This is a genomic window from Dryocola sp. LX212 (assembly GCA_041504365.1).
GTDB lineage: Bacteria > Pseudomonadota > Gammaproteobacteria > Enterobacterales > Enterobacteriaceae > Dryocola.
In genome coordinates this window covers 846,225-866,412 of sequence record CP167917.1, presented here as the reverse complement: position 1 = coordinate 866,412, position 20,188 = coordinate 846,225, and the positions used below count along the sequence as shown (strand labels likewise).

Sequence of the window (20,188 nt, the reverse complement as noted above, 5' to 3'; positions counted from 1 at the left end):
ATCCACGGGGCGGTCTTTCAGTTATAGGGACTTTAGCGCAGAGTTTCAATGAACAATTCAAACCATTAATGAATCAGAGCGTAACAAAGTGCGCACGCTCTGCCTCAATCTTTTAGCCGCTGACAGCCACCGTACGTTTATCGAGACGACCACTGAGAGCAATCAACAATAGCGCCCCGACGACAATCACTGCGCCAATCCATGGGGTCTGCGCAAGGCCGATGCATTGCACCGTCTGGCCGCCAATGATTGAACCTAATGCAATCCCTACGTTGAAGGCGGCAATGTTCAGACCGGAAGCCACGTCCACTGCGTTAGGCGTGTATTCCTCTGCCTTCTGCACAATATAAACCTGCAGGCCCGGCACGTTCCCGAAAGCGAACACGCCCATGACCAGAACGGTGAGCAAAGCGGCAATGTGCGATGTCGCGGTGAACTGGAAGACCAGCAGCAGAGCGGCCAGCGCAGCAAAAATAAACTTCAAAGCCGGTACCGCGCCGTGGCGATCGGCAAGCCTGCCGCCCCAGATATTCCCGATAGCCACGGACACTCCATAACCCAGGAGGATCCAGCTGACAGCGGACGGAGAGTATCCCGCAAGATCCTGCATCATCGGCGCCAGGAAGGTAAATGCGGTAAACACGCCGCCATAGCCCAACGCGGTAATTGCATAGATGATCAGCAAACGAGGTTGAGTCAGCACTTTGATCTGCTCTTTGACGCTCGCAACGGCACGGGTAGGAATGTTATTCGGAATCAGGATTACGCTGGCGATCAGCGCAATGATACCGATAGCAGAAACCGCGAGGAAGGTTTCACGCCAGCCAAAATGCTGGCCAATAAATGTGCCCAAAGGAACACCGGTCACCAGCGCAACGGTCAGCCCGCCAAACATGATGGCGATGGCGGATGCCGCTTTTTCTTTTGCTACCAGGCTAGTGGCAATAGTGGAACCAATAGAGAAGAACACGCCGTGTGCCAGACCGGTCAACAGGCGCGCAACAACCAGCGTCTCATAGTTTGGGGAAAGCCATGCGAGCAGGTTACCGGCGGTGAACAGGACCATCAGGCCAATAAGCAACTGCTTGCGCGGAAGCTTGCCGGTCAGTGCTGTTAGTACGGGAGCACCAACAGCAACGCCAAGCGCATAGATAGAGACCAGCAGCCCGGCAGAGGGCAGCGAAATTGAAAGTTGTTCAGCAATAGTGGGCACCAGTCCAACTATCACAAACTCAGTGGTACCGATAGCGAACGCACTGATTGTCAGTGCAAGAAGCGCGAGTGGCATAATTTACTCCATAACAGATGTCTTTTGATGACATGTAGTATGGCGGGATGGTTAAATAACAAAAATATGCAAAATCTCAATAGAATTTTGCCTCAGGAGCAACAATGAAGGCCACATCAGAAGAACTGGCGATCTTCGTCGCCGTTGTGGAAAGCGGCAGCTTCAGCCGGGCAGCCGAGCAGCTGGATCTGGCGAATTCAGCCGTCAGCCGTGCCGTAAAAAAGCTGGAGATGAAGTTAGGTGTTAGCCTGCTGAACCGCACTACCCGGCAGCTGAGCCTGACGGAAGAAGGTGAACGCTATTTCCGCCGCGTACAGCAGATTTTGCAGGAGATGGCTGCCGCAGAAAATGAACTGATGGAGACGCGCCAGACACCGCGTGGGCTGCTGCGTATTGATGCCGCCACTCCAGTGATGCTCCATCTGTTGATGCCGCTCATCAAACCGTTCCGCGAGCGCTATCCGGAAATGACGCTGTCGCTGGTTTCTTCAGAAACATTCATCAACCTGATAGAACGCAAGGTGGATGTGGCTATTCGGGCAGGGACACTGACAGACTCCAGCCTGCGGGCAAGGCCGCTTTTTACCAGTTTTCGCAAACTGATCGCCTCTCCCGACTACCTTAAACAGTACGGTCTGCCCGGCTGCGTTGAGGATCTTAAGGATCATATCTGTCTGGGGTTTTCGGAAACTGCCAGCCTGAACCGCTGGCCCGTAGCGCAAAGTGATGGACAGCTCTATGACATTAAGCCGGGAATGACGTCAAACAGCGGGGAGACGCTGAAGCAGCTCTGCCTGAACGGAAATGGGATTGCCTGTCTCTCTGACTATATGATTAATCAGGAGATTGCTGAGGGGAGATTTATCGAACTGCTGGCGGATAAACTGCTACCGGTGGAGATGCCCTTCAGCGCGGTCTACTACAGCGACCGGGCCGTGAGCACACGCATTCGGGCATTTATCGACTTTCTGAGTGAGCATGTGAAACAGCCCCTTTATAAGGGGCTGTAGCAGACGTTAATCCCATTCAGGTGCCAGTCCTTCCGGGCTGACCAGGCGGTCATTGCAGTCCAGCTTAGCAATGGCTGCCATATCCTCATTATCCAGCTTCAACGCCTGCGCTTTCAGGTTACTTTGCAGATTTTCACGCTTCGTTGATGAGGGGATCACCGCGTAACCCAGCGCCATCGCCCAGGAAAGAATAACCTGAGCTGGAGTCGCGTCATGCTTCTTCGCAATGGCAGCAATCACTTCGTCCTTTAACGCCTTGCCATAAGCCAATGTCATATAAGAGGTGATAGGGATACCGCGATCTTTCGCCCATTGCACTACTTTGCGGTTCTGCAGATAAGGAGACAACTCGATCTGGTTAGTCGCAATATTTTCTGCGCCTACAGCGTCAATGGCCTGCTGCATCAGCCCGATGGTGAAGTTAGAGATCCCGATCTGGCGGGTTAGCCCTTCTTTTTTTGCTTCCAGTAAAGCCTGCATGAATTCTGCTACCGGCACGGCATTTTCGGGTGAAGGCCAATGGATTAAAGTCAGGTCGACGTAATCAGTGCGCAGCTTGCTAAGACTCTCTTTCAGGCTCGCTATCAGATTTTCTTTGCCCAGGTTTGCCATCCAGATCTTCGTGGTGATAAACAGATCGCTGCGCGCTACACCGCTTTCTTCAATAGCCTTTCCTACAGCCGCTTCGTTATCATAAATCTGAGCGGTGTCGATCGTGCGATAGCCAAGTTCCAGCGCCGTTTTAACCGATGCGATTACCACGTCGTCTTTTAAGCGAAACGTACCTAAACCAAATGCAGGGATGGTCATGACTTACCTCGTTAATATGTGTTTGTAATACGAGGATTATGCAGGCAGAAATTATGCTGAAAAAGAGAGGTAAATGCAGAAGATATTTGCTTGAAAAGCAACAATCTCTGAATTTCAGACAAGAAAAAAGCCCTGAGTCTAAGACTCAGGGCTTAATAAGTGGCGGAACGGACGGGACTCGAACCCGCGACCCCCTGCGTGACAGGCAGGTATTCTAACCGACTGAACTACCGCTCCACCGAATTTCTTACAACCACCAGGTGTCACTCTGGCTTTTACTGCTTTGAATTTGGAGCCTGGCAGTTGATGAACTTCGTTCACCCTACGGGCTGTTGCTTTGCAACGTTCAGGCTGCGCCTGTCCTACTCTCTGAGAGTAGAGAACTGCCTCGTACTACCAAGTTACAACTTTAAATAAGAGCCTGGCAGTTCCCTACTCTCGCATGGGGAGACCCCACACTACCATCGGCGCTACGGCGTTTCACTTCTGAGTTCGGCATGGGGTCAGGTGGGACCACCGCACTAGTGCCGCCAGGCATATTCTGTATGCTGACCGTTATACTTCCGTATAACCATCAACTTAAATCTGGAACATTCAGCTGAAAATCAAATCTCTCTCACCAAAACACCTTCGGTGTTGTAAGGTTAAGCCTCACGGATCATTAGTACTGGTTAGCTCAACGTATCGCTACGCTTACACACCCAGCCTATCAACGTCGTAGTCTTCAACGTTCCTTCAGGACTCTCAAGGAGTCAGGGAGAATTCATCTCGGGGCAAGTTTCGCGCTTAGATGCTTTCAGCGCTTATCTTTTCCGCATTTAGCTACCGGGCAATGCCATTGGCATGACAACCCGAACACCAGTGATGCGTCCACTCCGGTCCTCTCGTACTAGGAGCAGCCCCCTCAATTCTCCAGCGCCCACGGCAGATAGGGACCGAACTGTCTCACGACGTTCTAAACCCAGCTCGCGTACCACTTTAAATGGCGAACAGCCATACCCTTGGGACCTACTTCAGCCCCAGGATGTGATGAGCCGACATCGAGGTGCCAAACACCGCCGTCGATATGAACTCTTGGGCGGTATCAGCCTGTTATCCCCGGAGTACCTTTTATCCGTTGAGCGATGGCCCTTCCATTCAGAACCACCGGATCACTAAGACCTGCTTTCGCACCTGCTCGAGCCGTCACTCTCGCAGTCAAGCTAGCTTATGCCTTTGCACTAACCTCACGATGTCCGACCGTGATTAGCTAACCTTCGTGCTCCTCCGTTACGCTTTAGGAGGAGACCGCCCCAGTCAAACTACCCACCAGACACTGTCCGCAACCCGGATTACGGGTCTACGTTAGAACACCAGCCATTAAAGGGTGGTATTTCAAGGTTGGCTCCACAAGAACTGGCGTCCTCGCTTCAAAGCCTCCCACCTATCCTACACATCAAGGACCAGTGTTCAGTGTCAAGCTATAGTAAAGGTTCACGGGGTCTTTCCGTCTTGCCGCGGGTACACTGCATCTTCACAGCGAGTTCAATTTCACTGAGTCTCGGGTGGAGACAGCCTGGCCATCATTACGCCATTCGTGCAGGTCGGAACTTACCCGACAAGGAATTTCGCTACCTTAGGACCGTTATAGTTACGGCCGCCGTTTACCGGGGCTTCGATCAAGAGCTTCAGCTTGCGCTTAACCCCATCAATTAACCTTCCGGCACCGGGCAGGCGTCACACCGTATACGTCCACTTTCGTGTTTGCACAGTGCTGTGTTTTTAATAAACAGTTGCAGCCAGCTGGTATCTTCGACTGCCTTCAGCTCCAGGAGCAAGTCCCTTCACCTACCAGCAGCGTGCCTTCTCCCGAAGTTACGGCACCATTTTGCCTAGTTCCTTCACCCGAGTTCTCTCAAGCGCCTTGGTATTCTCTACCTGACCACCTGTGTCGGTTTGGGGTACGATTTGATGTTACCTGATGCTTAGAGGCTTTTCCTGGAAGTGCGGCATTTGTTACTTCAGCACCGTAGTGCCTCGTCATCACACCTCAGCGTTAGATAAGAGTCCGGATTTACCTAAACTCTCCGCCTACATGCTTAAACCGGGACAACCGTCGCCCGGCTAACATAGCCCTCTCCGTCCCCCTTCGCAGTAACACCGAGTACAGGAATATTAACCTGTTTCCCATCGACTACGCCTTTCGGCCTCGCCTTAGGGGTCGACTCACCCTGCCCCGATTAACGTTGGACAGGAACCCTTGGTCTTCCGGCGAGCGGGTTTTTCACCCGCTTTATCGTTACTTATGTCAGCATTCGCACTTCTGATACCTCCAGCAGACCTCACAGTCCACCTTCGACGGCTTACAGAACGCTCCCCTACCCAACAACGCATAAGCGTCGCTGCCGCAGCTTCGGTGCATGGTTTAGCCCCGTTACATCTTCCGCGCAGGCCGACTCGACCAGTGAGCTATTACGCTTTCTTTAAATGATGGCTGCTTCTAAGCCAACATCCTGGCTGTCTGTGCCTTCCCACATCGTTTCCCACTTAACCATGACTTTGGGACCTTAGCTGGCGGTCTGGGTTGTTTCCCTCTTCACGACGGACGTTAGCACCCGCCGTGTGTCTCCCGTGATAACATTCTTCGGTATTCGTAGTTTGCATCGGGTTGGTAAGCCGGGATGGCCCCCTAGCCGAAACAGTGCTCTACCCCCGAAGATGAGTTCACGAGGCGCTACCTAAATAGCTTTCGGGGAGAACCAGCTATCTCCCGGTTTGATTGGCCTTTCACCCCCAGCCACAAGTCATCCGCTAATTTTTCAACATTAGTCGGTTCGGTCCTCCAGTTAGTGTTACCCAACCTTCAACCTGCCCATGGCTAGATCACCGGGTTTCGGGTCTATACCCTGCAACTTAACGCCCAGTTAAGACTCGGTTTCCCTGCGGCTCCCCTATACGGTTAACCTTGCTACAGAATATAAGTCGCTGACCCATTATACAAAAGGTACGCAGTCACCCCATCCCAAAACGCTTCACTGCTTGATTTTTGAGTTGAACGTCGCTTTCGCTCCGTTAACCGTCCATCAGTGCTGATGTGAAGCTTTTGTGCATCACACAAAGCGAAACGCTTTGGTGATGGGGCTCCCACTGCTTGTACGTACACGGTTTCAGGTTCTGTTTCACTCCCCTCGCCGGGGTTCTTTTCGCCTTTCCCTCACGGTACTGGTTCACTATCGGTCAGTCAGGAGTATTTAGCCTTGGAGGATGGTCCCCCCATATTCAGACAGGATACCACGTGTCCCGCCCTACTCTTCGAACTCACAGTATGTGCATTTTAGTGTACGGGAGTATCACCCTGTACCCTGCGACTTTCCAGACGCTTCCACTAACACACAAACTGATTCAGGTTCTGGGCTGTTCCCCGTTCGCTCGCCGCTACTGGGGGAATCTCGGTTGATTTCTTTTCCTCGGGGTACTTAGATGTTTCAGTTCCCCCGGTTCGCTTCGTTAAGCTATGTATTCACTTAACGATAGTGTGTCGAAACACACTGGGTTTCCCCATTCGGAAATCGCCGGTTATAACGGTTCATATCACCTTACCGACGCTTATCGCAGATTAGCACGTCCTTCATCGCCTCTGACTGCCAGGGCATCCACCGTGTACGCTTAGTCGCTTAACCTCACAACCCGAAGGTGTCTCGTAAGACACAATCGTATGTTGTGAAAATTTGAGAGACTCGAACATATCGTATTCCCATTCCTTATTACGGAGGAATGAGACGACATGTCGTTTCAATTTTCAGCTTGTTCCGGATTATTAAAGAGCAAATACTTCGCAGTACACTGTTAAACAGAGCACTTGGAAGTATTGTATGAGCGTGAAATGATGGTGGAGCTAAGCGGGATCGAACCGCTGACCTCCTGCGTGCAAGGCAGGCGCTCTCCCAGCTGAGCTATAGCCCCATCGATTTCGTAAAACCTTTGATTTACCGAAAATTATTCGCTAGTCAAGGCGCAGCGTCACGAAGCATATTTAAATATGCGAGTGATGCTGTAACGCAGGATAGCGGAGAATTTGGTAGGCCTGAGTGGACTTGAACCACCGACCTCACCCTTATCAGGGGTGCGCTCTAACCACCTGAGCTACAAGCCTATAAGGTTTTACTGCTCGTTTTCTATCAGACAATCTGTGTGAGCACTACGCAAGTTCGTATCTTTCAGGTAAGGAGGTGATCCAACCGCAGGTTCCCCTACGGTTACCTTGTTACGACTTCACCCCAGTCATGAATCACAAAGTGGTAAGCGCCCTCCCGAAGGTTAAGCTACCTACTTCTTTTGCAACCCACTCCCATGGTGTGACGGGCGGTGTGTACAAGGCCCGGGAACGTATTCACCGTAGCATTCTGATCTACGATTACTAGCGATTCCGACTTCACGGAGTCGAGTTGCAGACTCCGATCCGGACTACGACGCACTTTATGAGGTCCGCTTGCTCTCGCGAGGTCGCTTCTCTTTGTATGCGCCATTGTAGCACGTGTGTAGCCCTACTCGTAAGGGCCATGATGACTTGACGTCATCCCCACCTTCCTCCAGTTTATCACTGGCAGTCTCCTTTGAGTTCCCGGCCTAACCGCTGGCAACAAAGGATAAGGGTTGCGCTCGTTGCGGGACTTAACCCAACATTTCACAACACGAGCTGACGACAGCCATGCAGCACCTGTCTCAGAGTTCCCGAAGGCACCAATCCATCTCTGGAAAGTTCTCTGGATGTCAAGAGTAGGTAAGGTTCTTCGCGTTGCATCGAATTAAACCACATGCTCCACCGCTTGTGCGGGCCCCCGTCAATTCATTTGAGTTTTAACCTTGCGGCCGTACTCCCCAGGCGGTCGACTTAACGCGTTAGCTCCGGAAGCCACTCCTCAAGGGAACAACCTCCAAGTCGACATCGTTTACGGCGTGGACTACCAGGGTATCTAATCCTGTTTGCTCCCCACGCTTTCGCACCTGAGCGTCAGTCTTTGTCCAGGGGGCCGCCTTCGCCACCGGTATTCCTCCAGATCTCTACGCATTTCACCGCTACACCTGGAATTCTACCCCCTCTACAAGACTCAAGCTTGCCAGTTTCAAATGCAGTTCCCAGGTTGAGCCCGGGGATTTCACATCTGACTTAGCAAACCGCCTGCGTGCGCTTTACGCCCAGTAATTCCGATTAACGCTTGCACCCTCCGTATTACCGCGGCTGCTGGCACGGAGTTAGCCGGTGCTTCTTCTGCGAGTAACGTCAATCACAAAGCGTATTAAGCTTTATGCCTTCCTCCTCGCTGAAAGTACTTTACAACCCGAAGGCCTTCTTCATACACGCGGCATGGCTGCATCAGGCTTGCGCCCATTGTGCAATATTCCCCACTGCTGCCTCCCGTAGGAGTCTGGACCGTGTCTCAGTTCCAGTGTGGCTGGTCATCCTCTCAGACCAGCTAGGGATCGTCGCCTAGGTGAGCCATTACCCCACCTACTAGCTAATCCCATCTGGGCACATCTGATGGCAAGAGGCCCGAAGGTCCCCCTCTTTGGTCTTGCGACGTTATGCGGTATTAGCTACCGTTTCCAGTAGTTATCCCCCTCCATCAGGCAGTTTCCCAGACATTACTCACCCGTCCGCCGCTCGTCACCCAGGAGCAAGCTCCCTGTGCTACCGCTCGACTTGCATGTGTTAGGCCTGCCGCCAGCGTTCAATCTGAGCCATGATCAAACTCTTCAATTAAAAGCTTGATTTGCTTCAACTCGTGAAGCGGTGCTCAAAAATTAACTTTCGTAATAATTCAACTAAATGAATTACTGCTTGGTCACTCTTCAAGACTTGATATTTTTTTGCATCCGAAGATGCTGAGATATCAATCCTGCGAGTGCCCACACAGATTGTCTGATAAATTGTTAAAGAGCAGTGAGTTACGCGCTTTCGCTTGCTAACTCGAGGTGGCGTATATTACGCCTTCCTCTTTCAGAGTCAAGCGTTTATTTTCGCTTTCGTCTGACTGACGGGCCGGTTTGTAAGCCGTTGTGCCGTGTCAGTGGAGGCGCAGTATAGGGATTTTTCGGAGGCTGACAACCCCTATTTTCAAAATAATATTCAACCGGGTGTTTTTTAATCGTAACGTTGATTTTTAGCGCGATTTGATGGCTTTTGGCAGGTCAGCAAGGCTATTAATAATTAAATCCGCTGCTGCTTCACCTTCTTCTGTGACGGGTTTACCGGTACGCACCAGCACTTTAGTGCCTACCAGGGCTGCTGCGGCCGCCTGCATATCTTCCAGTTTGTCGCCAACCATATAAGAAGAAGCCATATCGATGTTCAGGTACTCGCTTGCGGTCAGTAACATGCCCGGCTGCGGCTTGCGGCAGTCACAGCTCTGACGGAACTCTTCAACTACGGCTTCCGGATGGTGGGGACAATAGTAGATGCCATCGAGATCAACACCTCGATCGGCCAGAGACCAGTCCATCCACTCGGTCAGGTTTTCGAAATCATCTTCTGTGAACATACCGCGTGCGATGCCGGACTGGTTAGTAACCAGCACCAGCGCGTAGCCCATCTCTTTTAATTCACGCATCGCATCAATGACGCCATCGATGAATTCAAACTGGTCAACTTCATGCACGTAGCCGTGATCGACATTAATAGTGCCATCACGGTCGAGAAAAATAGCGGGAACGGACTGTGCCACGGGGTAACTCCTGAAACTGAATAATTGCACCTAGTATCGCATGATTTCGGTATCCGGGAACAAGAGAGCATCACGCCCCGATTGATTTAGACGTCTGGATGCCTTAACATCCATATCGATGACGGTCATCGCCCGCCATCGGCAGAAGAAAATGCCACGGCTAACTCATATACGATAATAAATAACCTAATGATTAAACTTTCAAACATCACCAAAGTGTTCCAGCAGGGAAATCGCAGCATACAGGCGTTGAACAACGTCAGCCTGCACGTCCCTGCCGGGCAAATTTATGGCGTGATCGGCGCATCCGGCGCAGGTAAAAGTACCCTGATCCGTTGTGTGAACCTGCTTGAACGTCCAACCGAAGGTTCCGTTCTTGTTGATGGTCAGGAGTTGACCGCGCTGTCTGAAGGTCAATTGACCAAAGCGCGTCGCCAGATTGGCATGATTTTCCAGCACTTTAATTTACTGTCATCACGCACCGTGTTCGGCAACGTGGCTTTGCCGCTGGAGCTGGACAATATGCCGCGTGAAGAGATTAAGCGTCGCGTCAGCGAACTGCTGGATCTTGTCGGCTTAAGTGAAAAGCATGACGTTTACCCCGCCAATCTTTCTGGTGGCCAGAAGCAGCGAGTTGCCATCGCCCGTGCGCTGGCGAGCAATCCTAAGGTTTTGCTGTGTGATGAAGCCACCAGCGCGCTGGATCCGGCAACCACCCGCTCCATTCTTGAATTACTGAAAGATATTAATCGTCGTCTTGGATTAACGATTCTGTTAATCACACATGAAATGGACGTCGTGAAGCGCATCTGTGACTGCGTGGCGGTCATCAGCGACGGCGAACTGATTGAGCAGGATACGGTGAGCGAAGTCTTCTCTCATCCAAAGACTCCGCTTGCCCAACAGTTTATCCAGTCCACGTTGCATCTGGATATCCCGGAAGACTACGCCAAACGTCTAAGCGCAGAAAAGCGCGATGACGTTGTGCCTTTACTGCGTATGGAGTTTACAGGTCAGTCAGTAGATGCTCCTCTGCTTTCAGAGACAGCCCGCACTTTTAATGTAAACAGCAACATCATCAGCGCGCAGATGGATTACGCTGGCGGCGTGAAGTTCGGCATCATGCTTTGCGAAATGCACGGTGCGCAAAATGACACGGAAGCCGCTATTGCCTGGCTGAAAGAACAACATGTAAAAGTAGAGGTGCTGGGTTATGTCTGAGCCAATGATGTGGTTGCTGCTTAAGGGCGTTTATGAAACGCTGGCGATGACGTTTGTATCCGGTTTCTTCGGCTTTGTGATTGGTCTGCCGGTTGGCGTACTGCTGTATATCACTCGCCCGGGCCAGATTAGCGCGAATGCGAAACTGTATCGCAGCATGTCGGCGCTGGTGAACATCTTCCGTTCGATCCCTTTCATTATCTTACTGGTATGGATGATTCCGTTTACCCGCGCTATCGTCGGAACCTCCATCGGACTACAGGCAGCTATCGTACCTTTAACTGTAGGTGCAGCTCCGTTCATTGCTCGTATGGTGGAAAACGCGCTGCTGGAGATCCCATCAGGCCTGATCGAAGCCTCCCGCGCAATGGGTGCTACGCCAATGCAGATCATCCGTAAGGTTCTGCTGCCTGAAGCAATGCCGGGACTGGTGAACGCCGCTACTATTACGCTGATCACGCTGGTTGGCTATTCCGCAATGGGCGGTGCCGTTGGCGCAGGCGGTTTGGGTCAGATTGGTTATCAGTACGGTTATATCGGTTATAACGCCACCGTAATGAATACGGTATTAGTGTTATTGGTTGTATTGGTGTATTTAATTCAGCTATCTGGCGATCGTATCGTCCGGGTCGTAACTCATAAATAAGACGTTCAACACAACATCGTTTTTTACTCAAGTAAGGAAGGGATATGTCTTTTAAACTTAAAACCTTTGCAGCTGTTGGTGCTTTGATTGGTTCGTTGGCTCTGGTGGGTTGTGGTCAGGACGAAAAAGATCCGAACCATATTAAAGTGGGCGTTATCGTAGGTGCAGAACAACAGGTTGCTGAAGTTGCGCAGAAGGTCGCTAAAGAGAAGTATGGCCTGGACGTTGAGCTGGTCACCTTTAACGACTACGTGCTGCCAAACGAAGCGCTGAGCAAAGGCGATATCGACGCGAATGCCTTCCAGCACAAACCTTATCTGGATCAACAGATTAAAGATCGCGGCTATAAGCTGGTTTCCGTTGGCAGCACCTTCGTTTACCCAATTGCTGGCTATTCCAAGAAAATCAAATCTCTGGATGAGCTGCAGCCTGGTGCGCAGATTGCCCTGCCAAACGATCCAACTAACCTTGGCCGTTCTCTGCTGCTGCTGCAAAAACAAGGTCTGATCAAGCTGAAGGATGGTGTTGGTCTGCTGCCAACCGTTCTGGATGTGACCGAGAACCCTAAAAATCTGAAGCTGGTTGAGCTGGAAGCACCGCAGCTGCCACGTTCACTGGATGATGCGCAGATTGCATTGGCCGTTATCAATACCACCTATGCAAGCCAGATTGGCCTGACGCCTGCGAAAGACGGCATCTTCGTAGAAGACAAAGACTCTCCGTACGTTAACCTGATCGTTGCTCGCGAAGACAATAAAGACGCGGAAAACGTGAAGAAGTTCGTGCAGGCATACCAGTCTGACGAAGTGTACGAAGCGGCAAACAAAGTCTTCAACGGCGGCGCGGTGAAAGGCTGGTAAGTTTCCTTTCTGCCCTTTTTGCGTAAATAATCTAAGACGGGCTCATGCCCGTCTTGTTATTTGTGCAAGAGATTGCTTCAATAATCCCGGTTTTTATTCATTGAGGAAAAATTATGCGTGCTTTACCGATCTGTTTAGTAGCAGTGCTGCTGAGCGGCTGTTCTGTGTTAGACAGATCCCCCGTTGACCCCGTCCAAAGCACTGCAACCCCAGCCAAAGCAGAACCTGCTAAACCTAAGGCCACGCGCCCGGCTCCGGTAAAAATCTATACCAATGCAGAAGACCTGGTCGGCAAACCATTCCGTGACCTGGGTGAAGTAAGCGGTGACTCCTGTCAGGCAACCAACCAAGACTCACCACCGAATATGCCAACTGCGCGTAAACGCCTGCAGATTAACGCCTCTAAAATGAAGGCTAACGCAGTTCTGCTACACAGCTGTGAAGTGACCAGCGGCACCCCAGGCTGCTACCGCCAGGCCGTTTGCGTCGGCTCTGCCCTGAACGTTTCGGCTAAATGACAGCATTTAGCTTTGAGCAAATTGGCGTCATCCGCTCGCCTTATAAAGAGAAGTTTGCCGTTCCGCGCCAGCCCGGTCTGGTAGCGGATGGCGGCGGCGAGCTGCATCTCCTGCCGCCGTACAACCAGGCAGATGCCGTGCGCGGTCTGGAAGGTTTTAGCCACCTGTGGCTGCTGTTCGTTTTCCACCAGACGATGGAAGGCAGCTGGCGTCCTACCGTGCGCCCTCCCCGTCTGGGCGGCAACGCGCGCATGGGCGTATTTGCCACCCGCTCCACCTTCCGTCCAAACCCAATCGGCATGTCGCTGGTCGAGTTAAAGGGCGTTCGCTGCCATAAAGATCAGGTTATCCTGCAGCTTGGCAGCCTGGATTTAGTCGACGGTACGCCGGTTGTCGACATCAAGCCTTATCTTCCCTTCGCAGAAGCGCTACCGGATGCCGTTGCGGGCTATGCTCAAAGCGCCCCGGACGCAGATATGCCGGTTTATTTCACGGCTGAAGTCGAACACCTGCTGGCTAAGCACAATCAACGCTATCCCAATATTGCGCGTTTTATCTCCCAGGTACTGGCGCAGGACCCACGCCCGGCTTATCGTAAAGGTGAGGAAGTGGGGAAAACTTATGCCGTTGCGCTGCTGGACTTCAACGTTCGCTGGCGCATCACGGAGCAGGGTTCTGAAGTGTTTGCCGTTGAAGCACGCTAATTTATCGCCCTTCTCTTTTGACATCCCTGCCACACTGGTAAACTAAACCACTTTTTTTGAAGCAGGCTGCTCGTGCAGCCGGTTATCCGCCGTTCAAATGGAACCGTAACAACATGCGTACTAGCCAATATCTGCTCTCCACGTTAAAGGAGACACCTGCCGACGCCGAAGTCATCAGCCATCAGTTGATGCTGCGCGCCGGGATGATCCGCAAACTGGCCTCCGGTTTATACACCTGGCTGCCGACAGGTTTGCGCGTTCTGAAGAAAGTCGAGAACATCGTGCGTGAAGAGATGAACAACGCCGGTGCCATCGAGCTATGTATGCCCGTTGTTCAGCCCGCAGATTTATGGCAGGAGAGCGGACGCTGGGAGCAGTACGGCCCCGAACTGCTGCGCTTTGTCGATCGCGGCGACCGTCCGTTTGTCCTCGGCCCAACTCACGAAGAGGTGATCACCGACCTGATCCGTAACGAACTGAGCTCCTACAAACAGCTGCCGCTGAACTTCTTCCAGATCCAGACCAAATTCCGCGACGAAGTTCGCCCACGCTTTGGCGTGATGCGATCCCGTGAATTCCTGATGAAAGATGCGTACTCTTTCCATACCACTCAGGAATCACTGCAGGAAACTTACGACGCGATGTACCAGGCCTACAGCAAAATCTTCACCCGTATGGGTCTGGATTTCCGTGCTGTTGAAGCCGACACCGGATCTATCGGCGGCAGCGCTTCCCATGAGTTCCAGGTTCTGGCGCAGAGCGGTGAAGATGACGTTATCTTCTCTACCGAATCCGATTTCGCTGCAAACATCGAGTTTGCGGAAGCAGTTGCTCCGGCAGCGGGTCGTGCGGCTCCTACAGCGGAAATGACGCAGATCGATACCCCGAATGCTAAAACCATCGCTGAGCTGGTCGAGCAGTTCAACCTGCCGGTTGAGAAAACAGTCAAGACGCTGATGGTGAAAGCTACTGAAGGTAGCGCCTACCCGCTGGTTGCTCTGTTGGTTCGTGGCGATCACGAACTGAACGAAGTGAAAGCAGAAAAACTGCCCCAAGTTGCCAGCCCGTTGACCTTTGCTACCGAAGCAGAAATTCGTGCCGTAGCCAATGCAGGCCCTGGTTCTCTTGGCCCGGTAGGCCTGACTATTCCAGTTATAGTTGACCGCACCGTTGCTGCAATGAGCGATTTCGCCGCAGGCGCAAACATCGACGGCAAGCACTTCATGGGCATTAACTGGGAACGCGACGTCGCCCTGCCAGAAGTCGCGGATATCCGTAACGTGGTGGAAGGCGATCCAAGCCCGGACGGTAAGGGCACGCTGCTCATTAAGCGCGGTATCGAAGTGGGTCACATCTTCCAGCTCGGCACCAAGTACTCTGAGGCCATGAAAGCTTCGGTACAGGGCGAAGATGGTCGTAACCAGACGCTGACCATGGGCTGCTACGGTATTGGGGTAACCCGCGTTGTGGCTGCGGCTATTGAGCAGAACAACGACGAGCGCGGCATTCTGTGGCCGGACGCCATTGCACCATTCCAGGTGGCGATTCTGCCAATGAACATGCACAAATCTTTCCGTGTGAAAGAGCTGGCGGAAGAGCTTTACGCGACTCTGCGAGCCAAAGGCATTGACGTGCTGATGGACGATCGCAAAGAGCGTCCCGGTGTGATGTTTGCGGATATGGAGCTAATTGGCGTTCCGCATACCGTGGTTATCGGCGACCGTAATCTCGACAGCGAAGAAGTGGAATACAAAAACCGCCGCGTAGGCGAGAAGCAGATGATTAAAACCAGCGAAATCATTGATTTCCTGCTGGGCCAGATCCAGCGCTAACTCTCTCTTCTCAAACAAAAGGCCCTGCTATGCAGGGCCTTATTCAGCGGTGGATGGCGCTTAGGCTTATCCGTCCTACCACATCAGGCTTTCTCTCTTTGCCATCAATTTGAGCAATCTTTCCCGGCTTCAAACTTCGCGGACTTATCGGCCACCAGCGTTTTTTGCAGTTCGCCGCTGTCCGGGTTGGACTCAAGCGTGAAGTGGGCCTCAACGTTTAGCAGCACTGGCTGCATATCTTTGCCACGGGCGGCAGCATAACCACGTTCAAGTTCAGCGTTGCTGGTTACCGCAAACGTACGACCGGTTGCGCAATCCTGGAAAATAGCGGCGTCTGCCATGTACTTGTACATCCCTTTCATAGCCATTGGCGTGGCTGGTAACGCATCACGCGTTGGCTGCAGCGTGTAGTTAAGCTGGGATTCTATCGGATTGCCTTCACGGTCCAGCATCTCCAGCGCGTCACCTTTCGGGCGGAAATAGAGTTTCTCGCCGTCACTTTCGGTCAGCACAAGTTTATCCGCCGTACGCGCCCAGCTTCCGTAAGAAGCGAATACCGTGGGAGATGTCGCGCCATGATAGCGCTGGTTCATGACCCAGGTGCCGTCCTTCTCGAGGAACAACGAAGTTTCTATTCCTTCGCAGTCTGCACAGGGGAGTAAGCCTTTATAGCTCTGCTGCATTGGCTTGAGTTCAGCGGTCTGAGTTGGCTGCAGCGTCTGGACTTCGGCGCGATTGTTACAGCCAAAAAGCGCAAACAGGCTAAAGGCAGCCACTGCGGACAGGAGTAATTTTTTCTTCATCGTCTGTTCCTTATGCTGATGACCTGACGTCCCCTGTCATTCTGGGCGTCGGACTTTACCGCGTAATGATTTTGTCGTCGACTTTTGCGACTTTGAGGCCAGCCTGCGCTCTTTTGATGCCCGCGTAGGCCGGGTCGCCCTGCGGCTCTTCTGCTCTGCGGTTAATTCTTTTATTAAAGAGACCAGGCGGGCTACGGCTGCCTCACGGTTCATTTCCTGGCTGCGGTATTCCTGGGCTTTTATCACCACCACGCCGTCCGGCGTAATCAAATGGTGGTTGGCCGCAAGCAGCCGCTCTTTATAATACTCAGGAAGGCTGGAGGTGCGAATGTCAAAACGCAGGTGAATCGCCGTCGAGGTTTTATTCACGTGCTGACCACCTGCTCCCTGCGCTCGAATCGCCGTGATCGTCACTTCCTGATCGGGGATGTCTACCGACCTTGAAATAGCGATCATTAGTGACGAAGCCAGGGAGTGAAGTGAATTTCGACGTTATTCTCTGCGTCCGACAGCCAGATAGCACCGTCCTGAATCGTTGCCTGCAGATTCATACTGCGGGTGCCGAATGCGCTCAGCTGTGCCAGCTGTTCGTCGTCCAGATACCAGATGCTGAGATTTTTAAACTGGCTCAGCTTGTTCTGATTTTGCTGCCACCAGATCTCCGCTGCACGACTATTGTAGGTAAAAAGCGCCACCTCAGCCGATTGGCTACAGGCTTTTTTTACACGGCGTTCGTCAGGCAGGCCGAGCTCAATCCACAGATCGATACCCATGTGATCATTGCGCTGCCAGATTTCCGGCTCTTCTTCCGCGCTTAACCCACGGGAGAAGACCAGACGCTCGTCGGCGTATTTTATCCACGCCAGCAGGCGCAGCATCATGCGTTCCTGGGTTTCAGAAGGATGGCGCGCCAGCGTCAGGTTGCTATCCATGAACTTATTGCGATCGAGGTCGGCCACGTTGACCAACGCTTTATAAATTGTCGCTTTTAACGCCATCATACTTCTCCACACTGATTTGGCGCTCATTGTAACGAAAAGCTCGCTAAAACGCTGTTATCTATTAGCGCCGCCGCAGATAGGCGCAACTGATATCGGTTTCATGGCTGTGGTATAGTCACCTTGCTAAACAGAGTTTATCCTCGTAGGCTTAAGTTGCATCCACGAGTAAGTCTGAAGTCGAGACTCTGACAGGAGGGCATGTGGAAAAGTATTGTGAACTCGTTCGACAACGCTACGCGGAGATCGCGAGCGGTGATTTAGGTTATATTCCGGATGCGCTAGGTTGCGTCCTGAAGGTGCTGAATGAAGTGGCCTGTAATGAAGCACAGCCAGAATCAATCAGGGAACAGGCGGCTTATGCCGCCGCGAACTTACTGGTGAGCGATTATGTCAATGAATGATGCCTATCAACCCATCAATTGTGATGACTATGACAATCTCGAGCTCGCCTGCCAGCAAAATTTGTTACTGACGCTGGAGTTAAAAAGCGGGGAAGTACTGAAAGCGAAAGCAAGCGACCTGGTGTCTCGTAAAAACGTCGAATATCTCATTATCGATGATGCGGGTAGCACGCTTGAGGTTCGCCTCGATAAGATTGCCAGCTTCAGTAATCCTCAGATTGGTACTGTTGTGGTGAGCGAAGAGTAAAATATTCATTGCTAAAATATGAAGCGGGCAGCCTGATGGCTGCCCGTTTTTTTATGGCTGCATGGAAGAATAGTACGCGGCAAGATTGCTGATATCCTCATCGGATAAACCGCTGACGTAGGCCTTCATGATTTCCGCCTGCCCGCCGCTGCGCTCGCCTTTTTTGTACGCCTGAAGCGAGTGCTCGAGATACTTTTCATTTTGTCCGGCCAGGTTTGGATACATTGGCACAGAGACTTTACCGGTTGCGCCATGACACGCGACGCACATCGCTGCTTTCTGCTCGCCGGCCTGGGCATCACCGTTCGCCAGAGCAGGCAAGCTGCACATCATCAGCCCGACCAGCACTACTGCTCTTTTCATTGCTGCCTCTCCTTTTGCCAGTCTATATGCCAGCATGAATGATTTGTTGCCTGCCCCTCACGGGTGACAAATATACCCGGGGCGGTAATTAGCCGTTCGCCGTAAAAGATCAGCGGCGTGGTGTCCCGCTGCCAGGAGGGAATGTGCAGCTCCTGCCAGATTTTCTTCAGTGTTCTGCCCCGCTCGCGCCCGACGATATGCAGATTGCCGCTCGCCTTAAATCTCACGCTAACAGGCTCATCAGCAAGCGGAGCGCGAACAGCCTGCCCTGTCTCACCAATATTTAGCATACCGAGACCTGCAGGAAGCACCAACGGTGCAAACGGAGCTTTCCAGTTCAATACCGTGTCCCCCTGCCCGTCGACCAGCGGCACCCAGTATAGCGCTCCCTGAAAACGACGCACCTCGTGCTCGCCCAGCTTTACGCGAGGGTTGGCATCTTCGCGGCTTAACGCTATCTCGTCCCACACTCGTTGTAACGCAGCACGAGAAGGCATTGCTGCCCGATGAAACGCAAACCAGCGGCGAATTAGCGCCGCGCGTCGGATGTCGCTAAGGCTGGCGAGTGGCGCAATTAATAATGCGCCGTCTGGCTGCAGCAGGGACGAGAGCTGCTCCGCAAGCAGCTCATCAAGCAGCGCTTCCTGCTCCCCGCAAAGTTCAGCGCTGCGCACAACGCTGCGGGAGAAGTGCGGCCAGCGCTGCTGGAGTATCGACAGGACGCGCAAACGCAGGAAATTCCTGTCATAGGCATCATCCTGATTGCTTTCATCTTCGATCCACGTCAGCTGATGAGCATTTGCCCATGTTTCCAGCTCCTCCCTGCGCTGTCCGAGCAGGGGGCGCAGCAAACTGGTGCCTGAAAAGTCGAGTTTCGCAGGCATGGCCGCAAGCCCGGCCGGACCACTACCGCGCTTAAGCGCCAGCAGGAAAGTTTCGCACTGATCGTCCAGGTGCTGCGCTGTCAGCAAAACTTCACCCGGCAGTAAAGCGCCCGACAGCGCATGATAGCGTGCCGCACGAGCCTGAGCTTCTGTCCCCTGCCCGTCATCCGCCAATTGCACATGAGCTACCTCCAGCGGGACATCCCAGTTCGCGCACAGCTGCTGGCAATGCTGTACCCATTCGTCCGCGTTCGGGCTGAGCCCATGATGGACATGCATAGCGCGCAGAGTGAGTTCAGGAGCGAGGGTGCCGCGAAGCGTGACCAACTGATGCAGCAGAACAGTGGAATCCAGCCCACCGCTAAATGCCACCAGCAGGTTGCGATGCGGATGAAGTGATGAAAGTAACGGACGCAGATCCATAGTCAGCAATTTACGTAAGGGTTTGCCCGGCACGTTACCGGGCAACGGCGAGAGAGGCAAGCGTTACTGCTGGTAAAGTTCCAGCGGCAGGCCGTCAGGGTCGGCAAAGAAAGTGAAACGTTTGTCGGTGAACGGATCGATACGAATCTCTTCGCAGGCCACACCATGCTTTTCGAGATGCTCAACGGCCCGATCCAGATCGTCAACGCTGAACGCAAGATGGCGTAAGCCACAGGCTTCCGGACGGCTCGGACGTGCCGGGGGAAACGGGAAAGAGAACAGCTCAATGACATACTGGCCGTTCAGCGCCAGGTCACCCTTCCAGGAATCTCTTGCTTCCCGGTAGGCTTCTGCCTCAAGCGTAAAACCCAGGATATCGCAGTAAAAATGCTTACTGACCTGATAATCCGAGGCGATAATAGCAATGTGATGAACCTGTTTTAAACCCAGCATAGGTGCTCCTTTGTCTTTTTGGG

At 52.6% G+C, this 20,188-nt stretch carries 18 protein-coding genes, 3 tRNA genes and 3 rRNA genes; 9 read left to right on the top strand and 15 right to left on the bottom strand.

What is annotated here, in order from left to right; translation table 11 throughout:
• Nucleotides 1–112: 112 nt before the first annotated feature.
• On the bottom strand, nucleotides 113–1,288 hold the full coding sequence (locus ACA108_04135; GenBank protein ID XEX96739.1) for an MFS transporter: 1,176 nt from the start codon (nucleotides 1,286–1,288) through the stop codon (nucleotides 113–115).
• A gap of 104 nt (nucleotides 1,289–1,392) precedes the next feature.
• Here ACA108_04135 and yafC point away from each other — a divergent pair, with 104 nt between their 5' ends.
• Nucleotides 1,393–2,298, top strand: a complete 906-nt coding sequence (gene yafC / locus ACA108_04130) for a DNA-binding transcriptional regulator YafC (protein ID XEX96738.1) — start codon at nucleotides 1,393–1,395, stop codon at nucleotides 2,296–2,298.
• 6 nt (nucleotides 2,299–2,304) lie between these two features.
• Here the strand turns inward: yafC and dkgB are convergent, their stop codons facing one another.
• From dkgB to gmhB, 8 genes are all read right to left on the bottom strand, one after another.
• Complete coding sequence (dkgB, locus tag ACA108_04125) at nucleotides 2,305–3,108, bottom strand: 2,5-didehydrogluconate reductase DkgB (protein ID XEX96737.1); 804 nt, start codon at nucleotides 3,106–3,108, stop codon at nucleotides 2,305–2,307.
• Nucleotides 3,109–3,268: 160 nt separating this feature from the next.
• Nucleotides 3,269–3,345, bottom strand: a tRNA-Asp gene (locus ACA108_04120).
• Between the two features lie 182 nt (nucleotides 3,346–3,527).
• Nucleotides 3,528–3,643 (bottom strand): 5S ribosomal RNA (gene rrf / locus ACA108_04115).
• A gap of 105 nt (nucleotides 3,644–3,748) precedes the next feature.
• A 23S ribosomal RNA gene (locus ACA108_04110) occupies nucleotides 3,749–6,767 on the bottom strand.
• A 207-nt stretch (nucleotides 6,768–6,974) separates the two neighbouring features.
• Nucleotides 6,975–7,050: transfer RNA gene (locus ACA108_04105), tRNA-Ala, on the bottom strand.
• 113 nt (nucleotides 7,051–7,163) lie between these two features.
• Nucleotides 7,164–7,240, bottom strand: a tRNA-Ile gene (locus ACA108_04100).
• Nucleotides 7,241–7,309: 69 nt separating this feature from the next.
• Nucleotides 7,310–8,848 (bottom strand): 16S ribosomal RNA (locus ACA108_04095).
• The 16S, 23S and 5S rRNA genes sit together here with 3 tRNA genes alongside, the layout of an rRNA operon.
• A gap of 400 nt (nucleotides 8,849–9,248) precedes the next feature.
• Nucleotides 9,249–9,809: a D-glycero-beta-D-manno-heptose 1,7-bisphosphate 7-phosphatase gene (gene gmhB / locus ACA108_04090; protein XEX96736.1), complete on the bottom strand. Its 561-nt coding sequence runs from the start codon at nucleotides 9,807–9,809 to the stop codon at nucleotides 9,249–9,251.
• Nucleotides 9,810–9,998: 189 nt separating this feature from the next.
• On the opposite strand from gmhB, the gene metN reads away from it, so the two are divergent.
• The 6 genes from metN (at nucleotide 9,999) to proS (ending at nucleotide 15,590) form a co-directional block, all read left to right on the top strand.
• Nucleotides 9,999–11,030 (top strand): methionine ABC transporter ATP-binding protein MetN, encoded by a 1,032-nt coding sequence (gene metN / locus ACA108_04085; GenBank protein ID XEX96735.1) that lies wholly within the window; start codon nucleotides 9,999–10,001, stop codon nucleotides 11,028–11,030.
• A complete protein-coding gene (locus ACA108_04080; GenBank protein ID XEX96734.1) occupies nucleotides 11,023–11,676 on the top strand; it encodes a methionine ABC transporter permease MetI in 654 nt (217 codons plus the stop codon). Before metN ends, ACA108_04080 begins: the two co-directional genes overlap by 8 nt.
• Before the next feature lie 44 nt (nucleotides 11,677–11,720).
• Nucleotides 11,721–12,536, top strand: a complete 816-nt coding sequence (gene metQ / locus ACA108_04075) for a methionine ABC transporter substrate-binding lipoprotein MetQ (protein XEX96733.1) — start codon at nucleotides 11,721–11,723, stop codon at nucleotides 12,534–12,536.
• Between the two features lie 113 nt (nucleotides 12,537–12,649).
• Complete coding sequence (rcsF, locus tag ACA108_04070; protein ID XEX96732.1) at nucleotides 12,650–13,054, top strand: Rcs stress response system protein RcsF; 405 nt, start codon at nucleotides 12,650–12,652, stop codon at nucleotides 13,052–13,054.
• Nucleotides 13,051–13,758, top strand: coding sequence for a tRNA (N6-threonylcarbamoyladenosine(37)-N6)-methyltransferase TrmO (gene tsaA / locus ACA108_04065; GenBank protein XEX96731.1), 708 nt, complete (start codon nucleotides 13,051–13,053; stop codon nucleotides 13,756–13,758). Before rcsF ends, tsaA begins: the two co-directional genes overlap by 4 nt.
• A gap of 113 nt (nucleotides 13,759–13,871) precedes the next feature.
• Nucleotides 13,872–15,590, top strand: a complete 1,719-nt coding sequence (proS, locus tag ACA108_04060; GenBank protein ID XEX96730.1) for a proline--tRNA ligase — start codon at nucleotides 13,872–13,874, stop codon at nucleotides 15,588–15,590.
• A 104-nt stretch (nucleotides 15,591–15,694) separates the two neighbouring features.
• Here proS and nlpE read toward each other — a convergent pair whose 3' ends face one another.
• From nlpE to ACA108_04045, 3 genes are read right to left on the bottom strand one after another with little or no spacing between them, the layout of a single operon-like run.
• Nucleotides 15,695–16,393 carry an envelope stress response activation lipoprotein NlpE gene (gene nlpE, locus ACA108_04055; GenBank protein ID XEX96729.1) on the bottom strand — a complete coding sequence of 233 codons (699 nt, stop codon included), beginning with the start codon at nucleotides 16,391–16,393 and terminating at the stop codon, nucleotides 15,695–15,697.
• A 36-nt stretch (nucleotides 16,394–16,429) separates the two neighbouring features.
• Entirely contained in the window at nucleotides 16,430–16,849 is a 420-nt protein-coding gene (gene arfB / locus ACA108_04050; protein XEX96728.1) for an alternative ribosome rescue aminoacyl-tRNA hydrolase ArfB, read from the bottom strand.
• Complete coding sequence (locus ACA108_04045; protein XEX98013.1) at nucleotides 16,849–17,391, bottom strand: YaeQ family protein; 543 nt, start codon at nucleotides 17,389–17,391, stop codon at nucleotides 16,849–16,851. Before ACA108_04045 ends, arfB begins: the two co-directional genes overlap by 1 nt.
• 203 nt (nucleotides 17,392–17,594) lie before the next feature.
• Between ACA108_04045 and ACA108_04040 the strand changes: the two genes are divergently transcribed.
• Both ACA108_04040 and rof read left to right on the top strand, forming a co-directional pair.
• Nucleotides 17,595–17,795: a YaeP family protein gene (locus tag ACA108_04040; protein XEX96727.1), complete on the top strand. Its 201-nt coding sequence runs from the start codon at nucleotides 17,595–17,597 to the stop codon at nucleotides 17,793–17,795.
• On the top strand, nucleotides 17,782–18,042 hold the full coding sequence (rof, locus tag ACA108_04035; protein ID XEX96726.1) for a Rho-binding antiterminator: 261 nt from the start codon (nucleotides 17,782–17,784) through the stop codon (nucleotides 18,040–18,042). The genes ACA108_04040 and rof overlap by 14 nt, the downstream gene beginning before the upstream one ends.
• Before the next feature lie 51 nt (nucleotides 18,043–18,093).
• On the opposite strand, the gene ACA108_04030 is transcribed toward rof, so the two are convergent.
• The 3 genes from ACA108_04030 to ACA108_04020 all read right to left on the bottom strand — a co-directional run bounded on the left by ACA108_04030 (nucleotide 18,094) and on the right by ACA108_04020 (nucleotide 20,165).
• Complete coding sequence (locus tag ACA108_04030; protein ID XEX96725.1) at nucleotides 18,094–18,405, bottom strand: cytochrome c; 312 nt, start codon at nucleotides 18,403–18,405, stop codon at nucleotides 18,094–18,096.
• Nucleotides 18,402–19,712: a tRNA lysidine(34) synthetase TilS gene (gene tilS, locus ACA108_04025; protein ID XEX98012.1), complete on the bottom strand. Its 1,311-nt coding sequence runs from the start codon at nucleotides 19,710–19,712 to the stop codon at nucleotides 18,402–18,404. Before tilS ends, ACA108_04030 begins: the two co-directional genes overlap by 4 nt.
• Nucleotides 19,713–19,775: 63 nt before the next feature.
• Nucleotides 19,776–20,165 (bottom strand): VOC family protein, encoded by a 390-nt coding sequence (locus ACA108_04020; protein ID XEX96724.1) that lies wholly within the window; start codon nucleotides 20,163–20,165, stop codon nucleotides 19,776–19,778.
• Nucleotides 20,166–20,188 lie beyond the last annotated feature (23 nt).